Annotated in this window: 16 protein-coding genes and 1 pseudogene; 12 read left to right on the forward strand and 5 right to left on the reverse strand. The window is 35.5% G+C overall.

Annotation, left to right across the window (positions count from 1 at the left end):
* Positions 1-194 precede the first annotated feature (194 nt).
* On the forward strand, positions 195-701 hold the full coding sequence (locus tag ASL19_RS04030; protein WP_057177384.1) for a pentapeptide repeat-containing protein: 507 nt from the start codon (positions 195-197) through the stop codon (positions 699-701).
* A 476-nt stretch (positions 702-1,177) separates the two neighbouring features.
* On the opposite strand, the gene ASL19_RS04035 is transcribed toward ASL19_RS04030, so the two are convergent.
* From ASL19_RS04035 to ASL19_RS04045, 3 genes are all read right to left on the reverse strand, one after another.
* Positions 1,178-1,672, reverse strand: coding sequence for a hypothetical protein (locus ASL19_RS04035; protein WP_057177385.1), 495 nt, complete (start codon positions 1,670-1,672; stop codon positions 1,178-1,180).
* A 93-nt stretch (positions 1,673-1,765) separates the two neighbouring features.
* Positions 1,766-2,281, reverse strand: coding sequence for a tetratricopeptide repeat protein (locus ASL19_RS04040; RefSeq protein WP_152980398.1), 516 nt, complete (start codon positions 2,279-2,281; stop codon positions 1,766-1,768).
* Positions 2,282-2,421: 140 nt separating this feature from the next.
* Positions 2,422-2,952 (reverse strand): YbjN domain-containing protein, encoded by a 531-nt coding sequence (locus tag ASL19_RS04045; RefSeq protein WP_057177387.1) that lies wholly within the window; start codon positions 2,950-2,952, stop codon positions 2,422-2,424.
* 865 nt (positions 2,953-3,817) lie between these two features.
* Between ASL19_RS04045 and ASL19_RS04050 the strand changes: the two genes are divergently transcribed.
* From ASL19_RS04050 to ASL19_RS04085, 8 genes are all read left to right on the forward strand, one after another.
* Positions 3,818-4,357 carry a hypothetical protein gene (locus ASL19_RS04050; protein WP_057177388.1) on the forward strand — a complete coding sequence of 180 codons (540 nt, stop codon included), beginning with the start codon at positions 3,818-3,820 and terminating at the stop codon, positions 4,355-4,357.
* A gap of 152 nt (positions 4,358-4,509) precedes the next feature.
* Positions 4,510-5,322, forward strand: coding sequence for a hypothetical protein (locus ASL19_RS04055; protein WP_057177389.1), 813 nt, complete (start codon positions 4,510-4,512; stop codon positions 5,320-5,322).
* Positions 5,323-5,427: 105 nt separating this feature from the next.
* Positions 5,428-6,495 (forward strand): DUF1822 family protein, encoded by a 1,068-nt coding sequence (locus ASL19_RS04060; protein ID WP_057177390.1) that lies wholly within the window; start codon positions 5,428-5,430, stop codon positions 6,493-6,495.
* Between the two features lie 331 nt (positions 6,496-6,826).
* Positions 6,827-8,953, forward strand: coding sequence for a hypothetical protein (locus ASL19_RS04065; protein ID WP_057177391.1), 2,127 nt, complete (start codon positions 6,827-6,829; stop codon positions 8,951-8,953).
* A gap of 84 nt (positions 8,954-9,037) precedes the next feature.
* Positions 9,038-10,312 carry an ABC transporter substrate-binding protein gene (locus ASL19_RS04070; protein ID WP_369814493.1) on the forward strand — a complete coding sequence of 425 codons (1,275 nt, stop codon included), beginning with the start codon at positions 9,038-9,040 and terminating at the stop codon, positions 10,310-10,312.
* A gap of 25 nt (positions 10,313-10,337) precedes the next feature.
* Positions 10,338-11,243, forward strand: coding sequence for a carbohydrate ABC transporter permease (locus tag ASL19_RS04075; protein WP_369814494.1), 906 nt, complete (start codon positions 10,338-10,340; stop codon positions 11,241-11,243).
* A 92-nt stretch (positions 11,244-11,335) separates the two neighbouring features.
* A complete protein-coding gene (locus ASL19_RS04080; protein WP_057177394.1) occupies positions 11,336-12,196 on the forward strand; it encodes a carbohydrate ABC transporter permease in 861 nt (286 codons plus the stop codon).
* 36 nt (positions 12,197-12,232) lie between these two features.
* The gene (locus tag ASL19_RS04085) at positions 12,233-13,303 is read left to right on the forward strand and encodes an ABC transporter ATP-binding protein (RefSeq protein WP_057177395.1); all 1,071 of its coding nucleotides are present in this window, start codon (positions 12,233-12,235) and stop codon (positions 13,301-13,303) included.
* 101 nt (positions 13,304-13,404) lie between these two features.
* On the opposite strand, the gene ASL19_RS04090 is transcribed toward ASL19_RS04085, so the two are convergent.
* Positions 13,405-14,841 (reverse strand): extracellular solute-binding protein, encoded by a 1,437-nt coding sequence (locus ASL19_RS04090; RefSeq protein WP_057177396.1) that lies wholly within the window; start codon positions 14,839-14,841, stop codon positions 13,405-13,407.
* A gap of 244 nt (positions 14,842-15,085) precedes the next feature.
* On the opposite strand from ASL19_RS04090, the pseudogene ASL19_RS18910 reads away from it, so the two are divergent.
* The 3 genes and pseudogenes from ASL19_RS18910 to ASL19_RS04100 all read left to right on the forward strand — a co-directional run.
* Positions 15,086-15,205 (forward strand): annotated as a pseudogene (locus ASL19_RS18910) (ATP-binding protein); the annotation flags it as partial.
* 255 nt (positions 15,206-15,460) lie between these two features.
* Positions 15,461-16,054 carry a DUF1822 family protein gene (locus ASL19_RS04095; protein WP_057177397.1) on the forward strand — a complete coding sequence of 198 codons (594 nt, stop codon included), beginning with the start codon at positions 15,461-15,463 and terminating at the stop codon, positions 16,052-16,054.
* 105 nt (positions 16,055-16,159) lie between these two features.
* Complete coding sequence (locus tag ASL19_RS04100; protein WP_057177398.1) at positions 16,160-16,843, forward strand: GUN4 domain-containing protein; 684 nt, start codon at positions 16,160-16,162, stop codon at positions 16,841-16,843.
* A 397-nt stretch (positions 16,844-17,240) separates the two neighbouring features.
* Here ASL19_RS04100 and tnpA read toward each other — a convergent pair whose 3' ends face one another.
* Positions 17,241-17,642 (reverse strand): IS200/IS605 family transposase, encoded by a 402-nt coding sequence (tnpA, locus tag ASL19_RS04105; protein ID WP_057177399.1) that lies wholly within the window; start codon positions 17,640-17,642, stop codon positions 17,241-17,243.
* Positions 17,643-17,784: the final 142 nt, after the last annotated feature.

A 17,784-nucleotide genomic window follows, 5' to 3' on the forward strand; every position in this document is an offset into this window, starting at 1 on the left:
TAGCTGCTGGTGAAGTAGCTCCTGTAGCGTTAACCGCCCCCGCAATCAACGGTTAATAATCAATACTGGTAAATGAAAAGCTCCTCACCTGGTGGGGGGCTTTTTTTATTGGTTTATTAGCCAATGTTGCTCTTTTGTGGGTAAGAAAAATCATGTATAATTTATCCCGATGATTTGGTTATAGATTTAAAACAATGAAAAGATTTCTCACCTTAGCCCTGATATTGACTTTATTTCTTGTTTCCTCTTTAAGCCTTAGCACTAGTGCTAGTTATGCTTATAGCCAGACTGATTTAGACAGACTTTGGGTCAGGTCAAAATTTAGGAAAAATTGTATAGAATGTGATCTTACAGGTGCTAACCTCAGAAATGCTGACCTCGACAGTGCTAACCTTGACCGTGCTGACCTCACGGGTGCCGACCTCAGAAATGCTGCACTCAGAAACGCTGACCTCAGGCTTGCCAACCTCGACGATGCTGACCTCGAAGGTGCTAACCTCGAAGCTGCTAACCTCGAAGCTGCTCACCTCTGGCATGCTAGGCTCAGGTGTGCTGACCTCAAAGGTGCTAACCTCGTAGATGCTGACCTCGAAGGTGCTGACCTCGAAGGTGCTGACCTCGAAGGTGCTAACCTCACGGGTACTAACATCACGGGTACTAACATCACGGGTGCTAACATCACATGCGATCGCACATTCTGATGATTTACGGTCAATTTACGCACCAAAGGGTCAACTCCCATTCCTGGGGGGTTGAGAACAATGGGGTATTGAGATCTCTGTCTTGGGTGTGTCCATATTCAAGACAAACTTAAACTAGTTCTTTTAGTCTTGACCTTCATAATTAAGGAATAGGTATATAAATGACGGAAAACGTTTTCCGTCATCTGACAATCCACTTATTCCAAGGGGATAGGAATGAAAGGGGCGATCGCATAATTCTCAAAGACCAAATCATTATTTTGTGGTCTGACTAAGTGGGTCGGTGGAATTAAATATAAGATGAACGTAGGTTGGGTTGAGGAACGAAACCCAACGTCCCCATGGGCATCCTACAAATAATTGTGCCTCCCTACTTAAACCGAATTGGAGAAGCTTTGGGAATTAATTTCCAAAGCTGTGCAGTCGGTTTAAAACCTACTTCAGCTTTGATCTACGGAATTCATTCCCTGGCTCATCTATGGCTGAATAATAACATCAATTATTATCAATCCAAATAGATAAATTAACGATAAACAAATAGTAGAAAATGCGTTCCTGCTATGGGGACACCTACCAAAAGTTTTATATTGATAGTACCGGGAGAAAACAAAACATTGTGCAGCAAAAATATTAATCACTAATGCAGAAGAATAAAGATACAGCTCTGAAAAAGGGTAGATTAAAGTTATTAGATTAATCGTGCTAATACAAATTAGGTAATCCCTTGCTAACCTTGTTTGCACAAAGGCAAATATGGCAAACAGGAATGCATACCAAGAAAACATAAATGTAAATTTACGTTTGAGGTTTTCAGGTGCATTATCAAAAGTAGAAGTTCTTGCTGGAGAATAACATAATGTAGGTAACCAATCAACTAAAGGTTTTATAGGTTCTATATAACCTTTTTCTATCATTTCATCTAATACTTCAAACCTTCTTTGCATTTCTAGGCTGACGTTTTCAAAACTCATGGTAGTTATCTCCTAATATATACTGCTTCTGTGGATAAATTTTTAACCTATTTTGACAGTAAGTCAGGGAATGAAATCCCCAACTCACTTTCATTAGGGATTGCTTAATAGTTCTAAGTTTTTGATTAAACCATTTAACAATTCCATAAAACTAAGATTCCCTTGGGCCTCAAATAAACCAGAAGCCTTTCTTAAATCGCTAATAGCAGTTACTGGACTATTTAAAAGCATAAAGCAAAATCCACGAAACACATATACATAAGGGAAGTTAGAATCCATACCGATGAATGTGTCAAAATCAGTTTTAGCTGCTTGGATTCTACCTAGATTCATATAGGTTAATCCTCTAGCAAGATATAGACAAGGATTATTTGGTGATCCCTTTAAAGTCCTATTTAAATATCTGAGAGTTGCTTTGTCACTGTCAAAGTTCAAATTATTGAAACATTCAACCAATTTTATATTCCTAGGAATGGTGAATTCAGGAAACGCATTAGGTATCTCACTCACTCTTTGTGTCCCATACTCTTGGTTTTGAGCAAATGCTTTAGAGTTAATCCCTATGGTAGCCACAATCATCCCTACAGACACTAATCTTTTAATGTTCATTCTCATAACCTAAAATTTCATTAGTGTTATTAGGTATCTCCAACACATTTTTTCCAAAATTAGAAAATCCAGCTTGGTGTTAGAGATATCTAATGGTTATTCGCTTTTAAAACCCCACTTTTTTAGTCCTCAAACAAATATTAATCCTCAACTATATCCCTAAAGAAGGAGGTAGTAGCTTTTTCCCACCAGTTAAAACTATCCTCTAAATTTTTCCTGGATACACCATAATCTATGTTCACTACCATTTCCAAACAGGGATCCCCTTCTTCATCTAAATATCCCTTGCCATATCTTGTATCAGCATTCCATTTATTAATCTCAAGCAATGTTCTAGATATATTATCTTTCCTCCTTTCCCATCCCGCATAAAACAGTATATCATCGCAATCTTTACCGTCCACACATCCATAAAAGTAAATGATGTACTTGGTGTCTTTTATTGTCCCTGTAATCATTGGATCCCCTTGTCTATCCTTTCCTATAGATGCAGGGCCATATTGCTTGGCTATACTTAGTATTGTATATGGCATAGTGGCATCAAGCAGCCCAGAACCAGAGCTAGTTTGTGCCAAAACGGGCGATAATTTAGGAATAAAGCAATCAGTGGTTAAAATTCCAGATACAGCAAGAGCGCAAGCAATAAAATTACGGGTTATGTACCTATTCATCAGAATTACACCTCTTTCTTGACCTCTAAATGGACATATGAAGAACCAGGTCTATTTTTTTCAGTAATCAGCATTTTTTAGACATAAATACAAATAATTGCGTTTAATTACTATTAAATGCTTCCATTGATACCCCTCAACTACAGGCGATCGCATAATTCTCAAAGACCAAATCATTATTTCGTGGTCTGACTAAGTGGGTGGGTGGAATTAAATATAAGATGAACCTAGGTTGGGTTGAAGTATGAAACCCAACGCCCCCATCCTACAATTGTGCCTCCCGACCTGCATAGAAATTGCGCGCGGGTCTATATCAGTATATAAGCCGAATTATGCGACCATGCGAATTTGTAAGTAAGTGGGTGGAATTAAATATAAGATGAAGGTAGGTTGGGTTGAAGCATGAAACCCAACACCCCCATGGGTCTCGTTACTCGACCCATCCTACAAATAATTGTGCCTCTCTACTTACTGGCATTCCATAAGATTATAGTCAGACGGTAGTCCGAAAATCTCTGAAAAATTTTTAAAAATTTCCTTCAAAAGTTTTCTACTCAGATCTATATAAATTTAGAAGTCAAAAATCACTGGGAATAACCTAGGTGAAAAAAAGGACTTACCCGGCAAAAACCTGATTTGCAACCTGGCACTGTCTGGGAATCTAGATGTTGAGTTAGATAAATCCGGTCTGACTCCGAAAATACGCCCGAATATTTTCGTCCAATTCTGTAAAATAGTCCTTCAAAAAGCGAAGAGCTAATAGAAGAAACCATGGGTGGGGAATAAACTCAAAAAAAAGTTGAGATTTTCAAAAAAACCACCCGCTAGAAACCGATAAGCTAATAGTTACCAGGAGATGTAAGAGATGAAGATTAAAGAAACATTAGTGAGCCTAATTCTCGTCGGTGGAGCTATGACTATAGGTTCCCAAGCCATAGCCGAAGATTTCTCCAGCATTAAAAATAGTTCCCCACTAAATGCATCATCTCAATTATGGCAAACTAATAACCCAGGGGTGAACAATTTCAATGGTTACGGGCAGTTCACACAACTCGGCTTATCCAGGTATACCCAAGATGGAATCCCATATAAGATACAAAACGTGCAGGTATCTTCAAGTGACGTTTGTGAATATATTAACATGGCAATTTCTGCCTTTGGTTCTGGTGATTTCCAAAAGGCAAAGATGATACTTGATGTGGTTGTTGACCTTGACCCTAACACTAGTTATGCCTATGTTCTCCGAGGCTTATCATTCCTCATGCTAGAGAGTCCAAAATCTGCTCTGACCAACTTAGAAAAAGGTGTCAGCTTACTCATTCGAGAAGATGATTCAGAATCTCAATACCTAGCAGAGATGGTAAATAACCTAATTCCAATGGTTAAACTTCTTTACTCCTTATAGGTTCAGTCTAATAATTCTAGCCAAATCAATCAGTAAAAATTTGTGTCTTAAATTTGACTGAAGCTGAGTGATTGTGCTAAACTGGGCGGGATTATTCTCTTTGCAGAATAATTCTGCTCAATTATCCTAGTTTTGAGGGGAAACCATAGATAATGACACTTGAAGAATTCATTCAAATCCTTGCCGAACACCAGCTGTCAAAATATATCCGCAGTCAAGAAGCATTAATTAGAAGAGCCAAGCAAACAGGTAGAATGTCATACCAGGAGAGACTAATCTATATACGGCAAGCACAGGCAGCAATTCAAGATTTAAAGCAGATACTTTCCAATAGAAACATGTGTGAAAGATTGCTAATCTACACTCAGAAGCAAAGCTCAGCTGACCAGGTAGAAACAATAGATTGGATTCTGAGGATGATAGAGTTATCTGATGGAATATACGGCAAAATTTCATTTAGCTCAGATAGCTCAGATATTTACCAAGAAGGTCTGCAAAGAACTAGAATCTGGTTCTTCGATAGATTTGTTGAGAACTATAATCCACAAGTATCATCCATTCTCACTTGGTTTAATAAAAATTTAGATTATAAATTTCGCGATCTAAGGAGAGAGAGAGAGAGAGAACCACAGAGTCTTGATGACACAACAAGAATCGGTCCCCCTCATATACCAAGTCCTGAAAACCGAAATTTTGTAGAGGAGATTGAAGCTATGCTTGAATCACTAGAAAATTGCCTAAACTCGCCAAATAGTAACTGTCCAAGATCCTGTATTCGCAACGCTCCTCATGCTAATTGCAATTCTGTAATTAGAAGCATCTTAAACTTATTATTAGCAGGAGAAGTGGAAAAATTGGGCCCAGTATGGGATACCTTATCCCGGAAATATGAAGTGTCTTCCTATTCTATGAAACAATTTATTAGGAAGGAATGCTTTACTTGCTTCAAGAGATTAACTGAGTGATATCTTAAACAGATATTTAGGTTTGAAAAAAGATAAATATCTACCAAATATCGAAACCGATGCCAAGCACAACAAGAATCTAAAAAGGTGAGGAAGGAATTAAGTATGACAAACTCAATTAGTATTGAATTAACCGATGAATACCGCCAACAGGCTTATGTATTTGCTCGAAAACAAAGAAACCAAAAGCGAGCAGAAGAAGTATATAGAAACACCCTAGTAGTTTTAGCTACTAAGAACTTTTTGGATATTTTAGGGATTAATAATGACTTATCCAAAGGCTTCTCCTGGAACTTTTTAGGACAGCAAATAGGTGATATTGCAGATTTATACTTACCAGATTTTAAGCAATCTATAGAATGCCGAGTTATCCGCAAGACAGAAAGCAAATGTCATATTCCCCAAGAGGTTCAATCAGATAGATTAGGATATCTATTCATAGAGTTAGACGACTCCTATGAAACGGCAGAAATTATAGGGTTTGTTCCTCAAGTTTCTGTTTCAGAATTACCAAGGAGTTATTTTCAAGGTCTTGACCTCTTTCTAGAACATTTGGATAAAGTTTCTGGCAAATCTCTAATTTCTATAGGGGAATTAATGAAAGGTTATTTTCAAGATTGGATGATTAACATTCAAACCATTCAAACATTATTAGACAATATCCAATACTCAAATAGAGAACAATTTCGCTTGACATTCAAGAGTGTAGAAGATGAAAAAATCAGAGGAATTGAAGAAATAAAAGGTAAAATTGAAAAAATAGAAGATGATAATGAACTTTGGGAACAAGGCCAGAAGTTGTGGCGTTTATTGTCACCAGAAGATCACCAATATATCTATTGTCCTAAGATTGCTTTCAAAGACTTAACAGACTATGTCGACTATCCCGTGGCGTTAATGGTGGGAATCATGAAGAAACCCACCAATAGTCAGAAGTTATTAATTATGATTCGTGTTTTTCCTCTAGAGTCTCAACAATTACCAACCAATTTACTTCCCCAGGGAATAAAACTTACCATTACTGATCTATCAGACAACGAAATTATCAAAGTTGTGGAATCCAAGGAGGGGAACATTTTCATACAGTATAAATTCCTTGCAGATCTAGATGATAAGTTTAGTGTTGGTGTTGAGATAAATAACCGGAATTTTACACAAGAATTCCTAGTTTAGTCAACAATTCAAATCTCAGGATGATAAAACTCATAATCCTGAGATTTTAGCTATCCCTGGAGGTTAATACAATTGCTAAGTAGGGAGGCACAATTATTTATAGGATGGGTCGAGTAACGAGACCCGTGGGGGTGTTGGGTTTCATACTTCAACCCAACCTACGTTCATCTTATATTTAATTCCACCTACCTACTTAATACAATTGCTATAAGTGCAGCTATTATACGCTTGTATTAAGAAAATCAACATTTTTACTTAGAATTAGCCCAATTCTATTTTCTTGCCCTATACTTGTAACTAAGTACATTCATCAATACTATTATCTTGATTTATGAGTTTAGAAGTTAACATTTCATTTCGTGTAGAAGGTAGTTTCACAGAAGGATTTACTATGACTCCTATGATTCCACAGCAAGGATCACAAGAGTTTAGAGAGCTTGGTAGTCGAATTAGACTTCCTGCATGTCCAGTGTTACCTAATTTATATAATGAATGCAGAAATTTTACAGATGAATATACACGTAGAATCGAGGGCGTTCCCGATCAAACTACTACTGTCAATGAAAGAGAAAGATGGACTAGGACGCAGATGAATCTGAATAGGTCTTTTTTGGATTGGATAAGAAATGCTAACTTTGAAGTTATTATTAATGAAATAATTACAAGAATATTTAATAAAAGATTAACGGATACATCGGTTCGCATTCACTTTGTCTCTAATAACTCTAATAATAATGACTACGATATTTTTCGGAGAATGCCATGGGATGAATTTACACGTAGTACACGTTCTAGAATGAAGTTTGTTTTATCACAGTACAGCTTAACCTACAATTCGTGCCCAACTCGACTATCCGAATTAAGAATTTTAGTTATTCGTGGTGGTAGAGATTTAGAAAATAGCCAAAACAGGGAGATAAATGCACTAAGAAAAATTCCAGGTGTAAGGCTTATTGACAAAACAAGAACAATCGATAATATTGATTGTTTACATAAGGTATTAACAGAAAATGTCTATGATATATTGTTCTACACTGGACACAGTAGCAGTAATAATGGTGGTGAGATTAGAGTAGGCTCCTTAACAGTTTCAATAAATGTTTTTGTAGAAGATTTAAGAATGGCTGTAAGCAGGGGTCTAAAAATAGCTTTATTCAATTCCTGTGATGGATTGGGAATTGCAGATTTTTTAGTAACTCAAGTAAGGGTTCCTGTAGTCCTTATTATGAAAGAACCAGTACCAGATATATTTGCTGCAAAATTTTTCATAGAATTTATTACAAGGTTTGCCGCAGATAGAATGTCATTATCAATTGCACTTGAAAAAGCCAGAAGTTCGTCACATTTTGAGTCGGTAAACTTCCCCGGAGCAACATCCTTACCTATATTATTTTACCTTTACCCGGTAAAAAAAGATTTTCGCATTTCCAGGTTTTTGTATATAAAAGTAGTAATTAAGATCATTAAGGAAGGGGTATGGAAGAAGCTGAATAATATGTTTGGGATTATCCAAAGATTATCACGTAGACAATATATGTATATGTTGATTTTCTTGCTACCCTTATTCTCCGTATTTCTACTAAAAATAGGAATATTAGGACCAGAAAACTACCCTTTAGAAGGTGTTATAGATAATATTCTTCCTGCTAACATAGTTGATATTGATATTAGTGATGATGAGCAATATGTAGCGTATGTACATAATCGTGGGATTTTACTGCAAAAGATGGATGATTTAACAGCAAAAAACAATATTCAATTGTGTTCGAAGAATTTTGAAGAAATACCTCCAAATTCTTTACCATCCACAAAGTTAGTTTTTAAAAAAAATAAAACCCTTGCTATAGCAACTTACTTAGATTCAGCACGTTCTAATATCAGGTATTTGAACGTAGACAATTGTAAATTCGAAGAAAAAGTGATTGAATCATCTAATATTATATTTACATCTCTGGATTTTAGTACACATAAAAATGTGATAGTCGCTACTAGATTCGATATCGAAAAAGATGCTATCACCGCAGGATTGTATGATTCGGATTCAGGAGAAAACATCAATATCAAGGGTAAGGACAGTGTATTTGAGGGTGTGGTAGACGCAAAGTTCTGGAATTCACAAAAAATTATACTATTGAAAAATAATGGTCAGCCTAGGATTGAAATATATAATATAGACGTAAGCAATGAGGATAACTCCTATAAACTGGAACGTGTTAATTCTTTAGTATTAAAGGAATTAAAATTTGAATATGCAGAAAAAATTGTTTTGAGTCAAGATCGTAAATATATCAGCATTCTTGGTTCAGGCCGTATTCACATATGGGAGATTGACGATAAATTTAAACTGAAAGAGATACCAAAAAATATACAGAACCAGTTGGAAGGGAGGACTGATGTACGGGATGCTATCTTCTATAAAAAACAGATATTAATTCCAAATACAACCTTGGTAGATTAAAAATCGTAACTTTTTTTACATTAAACTTTTGGATAAACAATGATCAGAACAATTTTTAAAAATCCCAGTATCACACTTGTTAGCATGTTTCTTATAAGTTTCCTGATTGTTATCTTACTATCAACACATCAGGTTATTTCAACCCCACCCGTAGTTCTCAACTTGTTATTAACCGCCCCCGATGCCAAGCCATGGCGAGAAAATATAATTCAAGAATTTGAATATACACATCCAGGAATTAAAATCAACTTGATAGCTGGACCTAATGCCACAAATCTAATAGAAGATTTGTACACATCTGCATTTATTTTAGGGGACTCTCCCTATGACTTAATCAATATGGATGTAATCTGGTCAGGTAAATTCGCTGCTGCTGGTTGGTTGCTGGATTTAACAGATCACCTAACCCCACAAGAGTTGGCTGACTTTTCTCCCACTGATATAGGAGCAGGATATTATGAAGGTAAACTTTATCGAATCCCAATCCGCAGTGATGTGGGAGTCCTTTATTATCGGCAAGATTTGCTCAATCAGCAAGGAATAAAACCTCCTCAAACATTTCAAGAATTACAACAAATCTCTAATTTGCTAAAACAGCAAGGAAAAGTAAAATGGGGATATCTATGGCAAGGAAGACAATATGAGGGATTAGTAGCCATGTTCGTCGAAATTCTACAGGGATTTGGAGGATTTTGGATAAATTCAGACACCCTAGAAGTAGGACTCGACCAACCAGAAACCTTAAAAGCGATCGCATTTCTTCAAGAAGCTATGGCCCAACAAATTTCACCTCCGGGTAGCACTACTTACATGGAAGAAGACACAAGACGTATATTTCAAAATGGTGATGCCGCATTTTTAAGAAGTTGGCCCTATGTTTGGCCCTTAGCTAATGCTCAAGATTCTCCCATCAAAAATAAAATTGGTATAAAAGCCATGGTAGCAATTCCCCAAAAAACAGGAAGTGGTTGCTTGGGAGGATGGGGTTTAGGAATCGCTAAATCATCTAAACATCCTCAAGAAGCATGGGAGGCAATTAAATACTTAACTAGTAAAGAAGTTCAAAAGAACTTCATTTTAAATGCTGGATTTATACCTACCAGAATTTCACTATTTACGGATCCAGATGTTGTGGAAAAATATCCTCATTATCCTAAACTGCTAGAAATATCTAAAGGCACAGTTTATCGTCCCCTTATACCCCAATATGCCCAGGTTTCTGATATTTTACAACGCTATCTTAGTGCAGCACTAACTAATCACTTATCCCCAGAAACTGCCATGAAATTAGCTAGCAGTGAAACTCGCCAACTACTAGCTAAAAACATTCCCCAAAATGCTGTACACTCAAACACTTAACACTTAGGTTAACATCTTAAAGATTATGAACATCCAAAGCTTAAAAAGTCAACCGCAAAAAACAGCATGGATTTTATTACTGCCAGCTGTGCTTTTGTTAGTAATAGTTTTTGCTTATCCTATAGGACGTACATTTTGGCTAAGTTTTTTTACTGAAAACTTGGGAACAAAATTAAGACCGGTATATTCGGGACTTGATAATTATGTCCGACTGTTAGGTGATAGTCGCTTTTGGGAAAGTTTCAAATCTACAACAATATTTACTGTAGTTAGTGTGTCATTAGAATTAATTCTAGGATTAAACATTGCCCTACTCCTAAATCAACAATTTTTAGGTAGAGATATAGTGCGTACAATTGCAATTTTACCATGGGCGTTACCCACTGCCATAATTGGCTTAGTTTGGAATTGGATTTTCAATGACCAATTTGGAGTATTTAATGATCTTCTGTTAAAATGGCATTTTATTGATACTGGAATCAACTGGTTAGGAGAACCCATTCCAGCTATGATAGCAGTAATTATTGCAGATGTTTGGAAAACTACACCATTTATCAGTATTATTCTTTTAGCTGGGCTACAGGCAATTCCACGGGACTTATATGAAGCCCATAGTGTGGATGGTGCCAATCCTTGGCAAAGCTTTTATTTAATAACTTTACCTCTATTAATCCCACAAATCGTAATTGCCCTATTATTTAGACTAGCTCAAGCCTTTGGAATTTTTGATTTGATTTCAGTTATGACTGGTGGTGGTCCAGGTGGTGCTACGGAAGTAGTTTCATTATATACTTACTCTACCATAATGCGCTATTTAGATTTTGGCTATGGAGCAAGCTTAATAGTAATAACATTTCTGCTCTTAATTATAGCTGTTATAATATTCACAATTGCCCTAAAAAATAAGGGGGATCAAAACTTTTTGTTTTAGGGCAAAGGCTGATAGCCCTATTTAAACTGTTATACCGGAATTCAAGTATCTAGAAAATCAGGTTTATTAATTTTATTAATTGGTAAAAATCCATGACACAATTTCAACTAAAAACTAGAGTAAAAAATCTTACAAAACTGCTTGTTATTATAACTGGAATTATCCTATTAGCAGTATTTTGTCTAGCGCCTATAATATGGCAACTACTCACTTCATTTAAATCAAATGAGGATATACTAAAAATTCCTATCATTTATTTTCCTAGTAAAATCACTCTTAATCACTATATTCAACTATTTATCACCCACCCTTTTTGGCGGTACATTATCAATAGTATTTTTATCTCAAGCTCTTCTACTATATTATCTTTAGTATTTGGAGCGCCTGCTGCTTACGCCTTAGCCAGATTAAACCCATGGGGAGGAAAAATTATTATTGGAACTCTATTAATTATTACCCTAATTCCGGGCATTCTCTTATTATCAGGATTACTAGAAATCGTTAGGGTATTTCATCTTGGTAATAATTATTTATCGATAATTATTCCCTATGTTGCTATCAATTTACCATTAACAGTTTTAGTGCTAAGAAATTTTTTTCAACAGTTACCAATAGAAATAGAAGATGCAGCAAAAATCGACGGTTATAACACAATTCAAATGTTATTAAAGATTATATTACCAATTTCAATGCCAGCTTTAGTTACCACGGGACTTCTCAACTTTATTTTTGCCTGGAACGAATTTATTTTCGCCTTAACATTTATCACGCGTGAAGAAATGAAAACAATTCCCATTGCCGTAGCCCAAATAGGGGGAGCCACAGAATTTGAGATACCCTATGGACCAATTGCAGCAGCAACTATGATTAGCACCTTACCTTTAATGCTAATAGTTTTAGTATTTCAAAGGAAAATCATTCAAGGTTTAACCTCTGGTGCTGTCAAAGCCTAATAGCTTTTCTTTATCCCTTATCATCTGATTAGAATTATGGCAAAACTACAATTAAAAGACTTAACCAAAAGTTATAGTTCCCAAATTACCTCAGTTAAAAATATTAATTTAACTGTAGAAGACAATGAGTTTCTTACTTTATTAGGACCAAGCGGATGCGGAAAATCAACTATACTGAGAATGATTGCTGGTTTAGAAACACCAACAAAGGGTCAAATTTTATTAGCAGGTGAAGATATCACCTTAAAATCGCCGGGATCACGAAATATAGCCATGGTTTTTCAAAGTTATGCCTTGTATCCCCATTTGACAGTTTTTGAAAACTTAGCCTCTGGACTTAAACTAAGAAAAATACCCCATGGAGAAATATATCGTCGAGTTAAAAAAGTTTCAGAGTCTCTAGAATTGGAAGAACTATTACTAAGAAAACCAGCACAGTTGTCTGGAGGAGAAAGACAAAGAGTCGCCTTGGGAAGAGCTTTAGTACGCAATGCAAAAGTTTATTTATTAGATGAACCTTTAAGTAATCTAGATGCAACGCTTCGAGAAAAAGTAAGAGCCGATATAAAACAAATATTTACTCAAGAAACATCACCAGTGGTTTATGTAACCCATGATCAAACAGAAGCCATGACACTTTCTAGTAAGGTAGCTGTCATAAATTATGGTAGTATACAACAATTGGACTTGCCAGCAGTTATATATAAACAACCTGCGAATTTATTTGTAGCTGGATTTGTAGGTAGTCCACAGATGAATTTGCTTCCATTATCATGCAATAGCAATTACGCCATATTAGGAAACAACAAATTATTCCTCCCAAATATGAACAAAATCCCACCTAAAATTGTTTTGGGTATCCGTCCAGAAGACATTTATATTGCACAATCAGGAGATGAACATACTATTTCAGGTAAAATCTATTTAGTTGAGAACCTAGGAATGCATAATTTAGTAACTCTCCATATAGACAATCACCATCCTATTCCCTTGACTATCCGTATTTTATTACCTACAAACCAAACATGGGAAAACCAGCAAATTACCATAAATTTGCCTCCTAAAAATTTACATTGGTTTGATTATCAGTCTGGAAACAGATTATAAGAATTGCTCTCTCCATCTTTTTGTAAGTCAGAAAATAGACTCACAAAATATCAACGGAAAGAGCAGATTATAGAACATTAATATATACTTAATCAATTTGATTAAGGCTTAACCAGTGAACCTTGTGTTATGCAAGTTGTTTTCTTTTCATCCAAACAATTGCGAGTTAGGTCACCTCCCTGCCACATAATTTTACGTACTGTTTCATCATCCTTTGTTAAATCTAATGCTGAAGTCAAAGTATTCTGCAAAATCTTTGATAGATCGTCATACTTTAACGTTCTAGGACGGGAAACTACATATTGATTAATAATACCTAATAGTTTAGGATAATGGGGGTATTTTCCTATTATTGCTGGATCGTTAAATAGCCCTCGACGAGTGGGCAAAGTGCCTTGACGTAAAGTGAATTCTTTTTGAGACTGATAACTAGTAAGAAAGTCAATAGCTGTAATTGCTGCGTCTAGTTTATCTTTTGGGAGTTTCCTACTTATTGCCAGACCCCATCCACCTTGACAACTTGTTTTAGTAGCACTTGTCTTTCCAACCATAGCAGTAAATCCTATCTTATCGGATACACTAGATTCTGAACTTTTTGACCTTGCCCATACATTTGCCCAACTGCGAAGAAAAACTGCATCACCTTCGATAAAAGAACGATCAGTTACATCTTCACTAACGCTGTCACCTATACCTATGGAAATTTTTTTCTTTAGAGTCTCCCTGAGGAATTTAATTGCATCAATCCCCTCTTTATGTTGTAAGCCTACTTTTTTAGCGTTATCTTTTTCCCAATCTTTTATCCAAAACCCTCCATATCCATGAAGAACTTCTAAAAACATTGTTGTAGATCCCTCTCCTAGACCTTGCCATAGATAACCGTAAAAACGTCGCCCAGGTCTTTTCTGTTTTTCCCGTGACATAATATCATTAGCAGTTGCTATTAACTCCCCGTAGGTTTTCGGCACACTCTTTCCATATTCTGTTAATAAATCCTGACGGTAATAAAGTAAACCTGCATCCGTTCTAAAAGGAATACGATACAGTCTAGTATCACCTGTAGGTGGATATTTACCATGTTCAATTTCACTTTTTAAAAAACCTTTCTTTGTAATAAATTCGTTAACATTATTCACGCCAAATTTCCTAATCATCTGATTGTCAATAGGTTGAACAACCTTATTTTTAACAAACTCAGGTAGCCAAATAATATCAGTATAAATGATATCAGATCCTTGCGCAGCTGTTTTAAAATCGTATTGCTCTTCTTTTATTACCAAGTCTATGTTTTTATGTTTTTCCCCCAACATTCTAGCTAACTCTTTCCAGGCTTCCTTTTCTCCAGAATGAACAGCTAAAGTTAATTTTATCCTCTGACCTTTTACTTGTTGCTTATACTCACTTGCTTGTATAAGGTTAGAATTATATGCTATTAGTCCTAAAGTGAAAATTCCAACCATCAATGGGACTTGACCTGTTACAGAATATTTCTTCTGCCAAGACTTTAGCGATTTAGCGAAACAATTCAGTAATTGCATATTACCCCCCAAACACTTTATGCTTAATTAACTAATTTTCTATTATACTGAATGTAAATTAAATACCAACGGAGACAGTCCAAATTATACTAAAAATTATCAAGATAGATAGTTATCGTAATAATTTGTAACTATGATTACAAACTTAACCACAATCATCTGGAAATCCTAGATTAATGATTTACTCTCTTAAACTTATTTATACAATTTTTATCTAATTAAATTTAAACCCTGCAAAACTTTATTAAAAAATTACACACTAAGTAGGGAGGCAAAATTATTTGTAGCTACAGGACAAATATTTACTCCAGAAGCTATTCAACGTGCATATTATTTAACTGATGGACAACCATGGTTAGTCTCCCCCACGGACAGTCTCCAGGTGTCGGTTAATTCAAATAATCACGGTTAATTGGCGATCTCGCGAGTGCTTTGCAATGGCATTTATATCCCCTGGATTTGTTGGGTTTCGTTCCTTAACCCAACCTACGTTCATCTTATATTTAAATTAAGAAGCGTATAAAAAAAAGATTTTTAAAAAATTCCCTCAAAATCCCTCATTTTTAACCGATATATATTTAGGAGACAAAACCAGATAATCTTACCTGAGAAAGTTATCATGCTTAAATCTATTACTATTAATTTCACAAAAGAAGATCATGAGCAAGCAGAAAGTGCTGCTAAAAAGGAAATAAGCCAACCGAGGATAGAACAACAATACAGGAATATCCTAGCCCTCCTAGCAGGTAAAACTTTCCTCCAGACGTTGGGTTTTGAAAGTAAATTAGACTCTAGTCTATTTGATAGTTCTCTAGAACCCGAATTTAGCAATTCTCAAAACTTATATTTACCCAATTTTAACAAGTTTTTACAATGTTACCCCATTAGTAGATGGCACGATAATTTTAATTTTGTCTTGCCAAATCATCCTCCCCAACTAGGACACTTATTTATTGAGATAGATACCCCTTATACAACAGCGGAAATCATAGGTTTTCTACCAAAAATAACTAGTTTTGAACTTAACCGCTCCACATTAAAACGTATTGATTTATTATTAGAAGATATAATTTTACATTCCGGTAAAATACCCACCGTTAAAACACCTGTTCTTAGAGATTGGCTAGATGGTTTATTTAAGGATTGGCATCAAGAACCGGAGCTATTGGAACGAATTAAATACCTCATAGACCTAATATCTGATGAGGATTGACTTGCTCCTTGTTCATTTTTTCATTAACTTTTACCCCGTTTGACTATCATTACTCAAATCACCCAAATCACCCAAATCACCCAAATCACCCAAATATAATTTCCTATGGCATCATTTACAGAAAAATGCTATAAACTGCGCTATCTCCTAGCGGAACAAAACTGGAAACAAGCAAATCAAGAAACAAAAAATATCATTTTTGGTATTATAAATGAAACAAAAGAAATACCTTTTTATCTCCAAAATATTAGTCAAATTTCCTCTCGAAATCTTCGTCTAATTGACAGATTATGGCTAAAATATAGCCAAGGTAAATTTGGTTTCTCCGTGCAACAAAAAATTTATCGTGAAATAGGAGGAACACAAGATTATGACTCGGAAAAGTGGGCTATTTTTATCGGTAAAGTAGGGTGGAATGAAAGTTTAGAAAATGAAAACAATGAAAATAATAATATAACTTTAGAAAATGTCCCAGAAGGTCACTTCCCCATGTTAATACCACAAAATGATTATCGGCCTTTTTTCTTTATTGTAATCATTCTCTCTAGCCCATTATTATCGTTTTTGGTTATGAAAATCTTCTCGAATCTATGGTTCTTTTTGACTGAATTTGGTATATGGGGTTTATTATTATGGGTGATTTTGTTTATTTTACTTAAAATTATTTGGATAACCGGTTGGGGGTACCTACAACTAAGGCTATCATTACATTATGTTCCAAAGTTTAACTACACATGCTCACAGATTATGTCCAGCATATTTGAGAGACTAAAAAGCTCTAACCTTTAACTACTTACCTGCTTACTATTTAAGTAGGTAGGTAGAATTAAATATAAGATGAACGTAGGTTGGGTTGAAGCATGAAACCCAACACCCGCAAGGGTTACGCTACCTCTAATCCATCTTACAAATAATTGTCCCTCCCTACTTAGTCAATTTTATCTCTAGTCTATTCAGTCAGTATTAAGTAAGCAAATTAATAATAACTAGGCATAATATATACACGATACAACCCAAGAAATTGTATATAATTGTCAAATTTTCCTCAGTAAAGTTGCTAATTTGTATTGTTTTCAGTTAAACTATTATTTCCATCTACTTACCTCACAAGAAAATCGCCGAAAGGTACGGAAGCCACTTGGCTTTAGACAGGAAGTGCCAACGGCGAATTTATTCGCCTTGATATTTAACCGTGATGCGGCTCTTCAATATACCTTTTAATAACATCTGCTGAAACCTGTCCAGCAGTGGAATAAAAATAACTATTAGTCCATAGGCTAGGAAGTTTAAGTAATTCAGGAAATTTTCGTCTTAACAAGCAAGATGACCGTCCTTTAAAAGCTTTAACCACTTGATTTATAGCAACATCTGGTTGATGTTCTACAAATAAATGAACATGGTCTGGAGCAACCTCAAGAGAGAGGATATCCCAGTCTTTTTCTTTGGCTAGTTCGTAAATTATCTGTCCAAGGCATTTAGCTATCTCTCCAGATAATACCTTTTTTCGGCGTTTAGGTATCCATACAAGATGCACTACTGCATTACCTTTTGAGTGATGTCCTATTCTGTATTCCAGTGTTGTCTTCATATTGTTTCGTGGCTGCTATTGACAAGTAAATCATATCTCAACTATACTTTTAAAATCAACAAACATTGAAGGTCGAACAATGTACGGATGCCAACAAGTTCTTATCAAGTCCGATAAATCACTTACCGGGTGACAAGGGGGT

The sequence above is a fragment of the Cylindrospermopsis sp. CR12 genome (assembly GCF_001432185.1).
Taxonomy (GTDB): Bacteria; Cyanobacteriota; Cyanobacteriia; order Cyanobacteriales; family Nostocaceae; genus Raphidiopsis; species Raphidiopsis raciborskii.